The organism is Cupriavidus basilensis (assembly GCF_029335485.1).
GTDB classification, from domain to species: domain Bacteria; phylum Pseudomonadota; class Gammaproteobacteria; order Burkholderiales; family Burkholderiaceae; genus Cupriavidus; species Cupriavidus basilensis_E.
On the sequence record NZ_JARJLM010000471.1, the window covers coordinates 1 to 4,878 of the forward strand.

Annotated in this window: 4 protein-coding genes; all 4 read right to left on the reverse strand. The window is 71.2% G+C overall.

Features of this window, described 5'->3' with window-relative positions; all coding sequences use genetic code 11:
- Window positions 1-706, reverse strand: a 706-nt coding sequence (locus P3W85_RS29010; protein ID WP_276267290.1) for a formylmethanofuran dehydrogenase subunit C, incomplete at its 3' end; no start/stop codon positions are given.
- Window positions 703-1,617, reverse strand: coding sequence for a formylmethanofuran--tetrahydromethanopterin N-formyltransferase (gene fhcD / locus P3W85_RS29015; protein WP_276267291.1), 915 nt, complete (start codon window positions 1,615-1,617; stop codon window positions 703-705). The genes P3W85_RS29010 and fhcD, both read right to left, overlap by 4 nt.
- Before the next feature lie 40 nt (window positions 1,618-1,657).
- Complete coding sequence (locus P3W85_RS29020) at window positions 1,658-3,340, reverse strand: formylmethanofuran dehydrogenase subunit A (RefSeq protein ID WP_276267292.1); 1,683 nt, start codon at window positions 3,338-3,340, stop codon at window positions 1,658-1,660.
- Window positions 3,337-4,878: hypothetical protein (locus tag P3W85_RS29025; RefSeq protein ID WP_346430299.1), on the reverse strand; the 1,542-nt coding region annotated here is incomplete at its 5' end. The genes P3W85_RS29025 and P3W85_RS29020, both read right to left, overlap by 4 nt.

Consider the following 4,878-nt stretch of genomic DNA (forward strand, 5'->3'; position numbering starts at 1 on the left):
GCGCCATCAACGTCCAGAACACATCGAAATTGCCATCCGCACGCACGAAGGTAGCCCGTGCCTGCGGCCTGGCGCTGACCAGCACGACGGTGCCGCGGCGCATGCCATAGGCCAGATGACAGCCAACGGCGCCAGCCACCGCGATCGTGCCCGCAACCATGCGCGCGGCCGCAAAATCCCCGGCGTTGCCCGCCACCAGCGCGGTACCGCGCCGCATGCGGTCGCCGAAGCGGTCACCGGCGTTGCCGCCGATGACGAGCGTGCCGCCGCGCATGCCGTCCATGTCGCCGGGCAGCGCCGCGGCGGCGAAGTCTCCGGCGTTGCCCCCGATGACGAGGTTGCCGCCGGCCAGCGCCGCCGCGGCAAAATCGCCGGCATTGCCGCTCACGCGCAGCGTGCCGCCCTGCATGCCGCAGCCGAGATAGTCGCCCGCGTCGCCCTCGACCCGCAGCGTGCCGCCGGACATCCGCCAGCCGATCCGGTCGAAGCGTCCCAGGTCGCCTTCCAGCGTGAGGCTGGGCTCGCCATCGCCGGCATGGGCCAGCACGGTGAACAAGTCGCCGAGGGCGATGCCTTCGTTGCCATGCCACAGGGGCAGCCGCGCTACCGCGTCAGGCGCCATGCCGGCCAGCGCGGCGGGCGTCAGCTGGCGCAGGTCGACCCGCAGCGCGGGGGTGGTGGCAAGGCGCAGGGTCAGGCCGCTCATGCGCGTTCTCCCTGGCTGGCGAGCCGGTGCAGGTGAAAGTGGAAAGGGCCCAGCTTGCCGCCGTAGTTGCCGGCGGAGATGCGCACCAGCCCGGCGGCGGCGCCGCGCCCGGCGAGCGCCGCGATTCCGGCCCGCATGGCGGCGGCCACGTCGGCTTCCGTCAGGCCGTCGATCACGATCTCCAGCACGCAGCGCACGGCGGGGCCGAGCTGGCTGCCGGCCACCAGCCCGGCCAGGCTGGGGCAGAAGGCATCGTTGGTGGAGGCATGCATGCCGGCGTACCTGGCGCCGACCTTCGAGCCGGAGCGGACCACGCCGCCGGGAAAGGGCATGATGATATTGGGTACCCGGCGCATTGCCGCCACCGCAGCCTCTGCCGCGGCCAGCGCGCTGTCGGTGTCGCGCGCCAGCATCAGCAGGTTGCCGCCGCCTACCGCCTTGACCATGGCGGTGGTTTCCTGGCAGACGAACTCGCCGTCCATCACCGGCACGCGCCAGTAGCGCACGCCGTCGATCATCTTGGCGATCTGCCAGCCATCGCCGAAGAAGCGCAGGTTCTTGCCCAGCGGGATGGCCTCGCCTTCGGCCAGCCCCGCGTACACCGCCGTGGTGGGACAGGTCAGCACGCACTGGCCGACACGGCGCTCGACCTGCTTGGCCAGCTCCTTGCCCGACATCGAGAACAGCAGAACCGCTACGCCGGGCCGCCCGTCCGGGGAATCGGCCGGCGCGATCTCGCGCTCGATGCCGGCCTCGCAGCCACAGGCGATCACCGAGGTGGCGAAGCCCGTGAGCGCGGCCGCGGCATGCCGCGCCCAGGTCAGGTTGTGGGCCGTGACCAGCAGCCGGGTGGCCTTCATCGGAAAAGCCTCCGCGAAGGTGTCGTCGATGGTGAGTCCGTTGATCAGCATGCGAGGTGTCCCCAGGCGCGCGGCGATGTCGAGCGCCCGTTCATACGGTGTCCTGCCTGCGCAGCGGGTCGCATAGCGCCGGCAGCAGCCTGCCGCCATTGCAGCAGGCGCACAGTTCGTCGTGGCCGATGGCGGCGTTGTCGAAGTTCAGCGCGAGATGGCTGTCGCTGTACTTGCGCAGGGTCTTTTCGATGCCTTTGTCGTAGTCGGGCTCGACATAGTGCGTGCCGCCGGCGGGCGTGGCCACGATACGTCCCGCGCGTGCCACCAGGGCGCCGTCCTTGAACACGTATTCCGGCGCGGTGAACATGGTTTCGCGGTTGGCGTCCTCGCGGTACACGGCAAGGTCGGCCGCCGCCCCCGCGCCCAGGTGGCCGCGGTCGCGCAGGCCCAGCAGGCGCGCCGGGCCGGCGCGGGTCAGTACGGCAATCTCGTACAGCGTCAGTTCCCGCTTGATATCGGGCAGCGCGCAGTTGGCGGCCACCTCCGGGTGCAGCCTGGCAAGCTGCTCGTCGCGGAAGGACTTGTCCATCAGCAGGCGGATCAGGTGCGGGTAGCTGGTGAACGGCCCGCCGTTGGGGTGGTCGGTGGTCAGCGTCACCTGCCATGGGTTCTTGACCGTCAGGAAGACTTCCAGGCCGATGGCCCATTGCAGCGCGTTGACATAGCTCTGCTCGCGGTAGCGGAACGGCACCACGCCGCAGCCCGCGTCGCATTCGATATCGGCGCCGATCCATTTGCGCGGGTGGGCCAGGTCGGCGTTCTTCACCTGCATCATGGTGTCGCCCGAGGCCGTCACGGTCTGGCCGAAGATGATCTGGCCGACGTCGATCGAGATATTGGGGCTGGCGTTGACCGCCTCGGCAATGCGCAGCGCCGCCGAGGAGAATTTGCGCGGGCCATCCGCACCGTAGCTGTGGAACTGGATGTGGGTCAGGTGGCCCGGCAGGCCTTCGAGCGCGGCCATGGTGGCGAGTGTCGATTCGATATTGCCCGGCACCCCGAGATTGCTGGCGTGGATATGCAGGGGGTGGGGCACCTTGAGCTCGGTCAGGGCCTGGCTCAGCGTGCGCAGCACGTCGCGCGGGGTGATGCGGTAGTGCACGTGCTGGTCGTCCACGTCGAGCTTGCGCTGGTTGAACTTGAAGGCCGAGATGCCGCCCGGGTTGACCACCTTGACGCCCAGCGCCTTGCTGGCATTGATGGTCCAGCCGACATAGTCGCGGATGCGCTGGAAATCGGTGCCCTCGGCCAGCATGCGCAGGAACAGGTCGTCGTTGCCGAGCATGACGTAGGCGCCGTGATCGATGACGGGCGTATCGCCCATCTCGAAATGCGTCTGGCGTGCATTCGACGCCATCATGGCGGGCTCGAACGCGGCGGTGTAGCCCATCTGCGCATAACGGTAGCCGGTGGCCAGCGTGCCGGGCGTGCAGGTGCCGCAGGAGGCCAGCTCCAGCGGGCTGGCGGGGGCCATGCTGTCGCGATGGTCCTCGGGCAGCAGCATGCGGGCCAGGTTGACCTTGCCGCCGCCGATATGCGAGTGCATATCGATGCCGCCGGCCATCACCACCATGCCGCCGATATCGAGCTCCGCCTCCGCCCGCGTGCCGGGCGGCAGCGCGACGATGCGCCCATCGCGGACATAGAGATCGGCCAGCTGGCCGTCGATGCCGCGCGCGGGGTCGTACAGGCGGCCGCCGTGCAGGCGCAAGGTGTTCATGATGCGGACTCCATGGGCGCGCTGGCCTGCCGCAGCCGCGCCAGCAATTGCGCCGCCACCGCCGCCACCGTCGGCAGGCCGTCGTCGCGCAGCGGGCTGAGCGGCAGCACGATGCCGCCATCGGTGCGGAACAGGTGGCCGGCCGAGCCGATGCCCGGGGTCGATACCGGGATAAAGACGCCGGGGCGCCCGGCCATCGAGGCGGCCAGCGCCGGATGGCCGAGCACCACGGTGGGCACGCGGCTGGCGGGCGGGGGCAGGTCCGGCGTGAAACTGGCGACCCACAGCAGCGCATCGGCATCGCCGTCCCGCAGCAGGCGCTCGGTCCCGTAGCGGTGCGGATCGTGATCGAGCCCGCCGGGGTGCACGTGCGTGCGCAGGGGCAGTCCCGACAGCCAGGTGACGGCCTGGTTGACGGTGTTGCCGCCGTCATCGCCGCCGAGCGGCAGGCCGCCGGCACGCGTGGTGCGGTTGAGCGTCTTGACCAGGTGGTGGATGCCCTCGATCAGCAGCGCGGCGTGCTTGCCGCCTGCCTGCGCGCAGAGGGTGGCGGGCGTCCACACCAGTACGGCATAACGCGCCGCCAGCAGGCGGGCCGAGAGATCGCGCAGCGCCGCGCTTGCGATCTGGCTGTCGGCCAGCGCGCGCGGGCGGCACAGTGCGTTCAGCAAGGCCAGCGTCTGGTACAGGTCCTCGCCCTCGGGCAGCGCCACCTCGCTGCAGCGCGTGTTCGGCAGTTGCGCCGCCGCCGGGTCGATCGGCGTGCCCAGGAAGGCCAGCTCGCGCGGGCATGGCTGCGCGCTGCCGGTCAGCCCGCAGCGCCGGAAGAACTCGGGGTGCTTTTGCGACGGCTGGGTGCCGATGCACAGGATCAGGTCGGCATGGTTGCGCACCTCGGCCAGCGTGGTGGTGAACGCGCCGCGATCCTGCAGGGCGCGCAGGCTGGCGGTCATGGCGTCGCCATGCGCATGGTCGAGCACGGCGCCGCTGTGGTTGGCCAGGGCGTAGAGCGCGCGCGTGCCTGCAATATCGGTGGCAAGGCCGCCGAACAGCGGGCGGCGGCTCTCGCGCAGCAAGCGCGCGGCGGCGTCGAGCGCCTGGGGCAGCGTCACGGGGCGGCCATCGGCGCACGGGGCAGCCGCCATTGTCCGCGGTTCGAAGCACGCCAGCGCGTTTGCCGCGCGCGGGCAAGTGCTGCCGTTCAGCGCCGGAGCCCGGCCGTCCACGGCTTCCTGCGGGACGGCAAGGCCGTCGCACAGCAGCGCGCAGAAGGGACAGGTCCAGCTGGCCTGGCCGGCTGGGCGGCCACGGGTGTCGGAGGGGAGATCGGGAGCGGGTGCCATGCCCATGTCGAGCAAAGCCTGTGCCAGCGGCTGGCCGAGCGCCCGCCTGCGGCTGGCTGCGCCCGCTACGGCGAGCGCCGGGCGCCGGGCGGGGAGCGCCGGGCGGCGCAATCGGTCCGCGTGCGGCGGGAGCGGCGGGACAACTGGTGCTCCATGCACGGGGCAACCTGTCACGCCGGGCTGGTGCGCATGCGG

What these genes read in the sequence shown, in the direction of transcription:
- fhcD (WP_276267291.1), bottom strand. Translation starts at nt 1,617, where the DNA reads ATGCTGATCAACGGACTCACCATCGACGACACCTTCGCGGAGGCTTTT.
- P3W85_RS29020 (WP_276267292.1), bottom strand. Translation starts at nt 3,340, where the DNA reads ATGAACACCTTGCGCCTGCACGGCGGCCGCCTGTACGACCCCGCGCGC.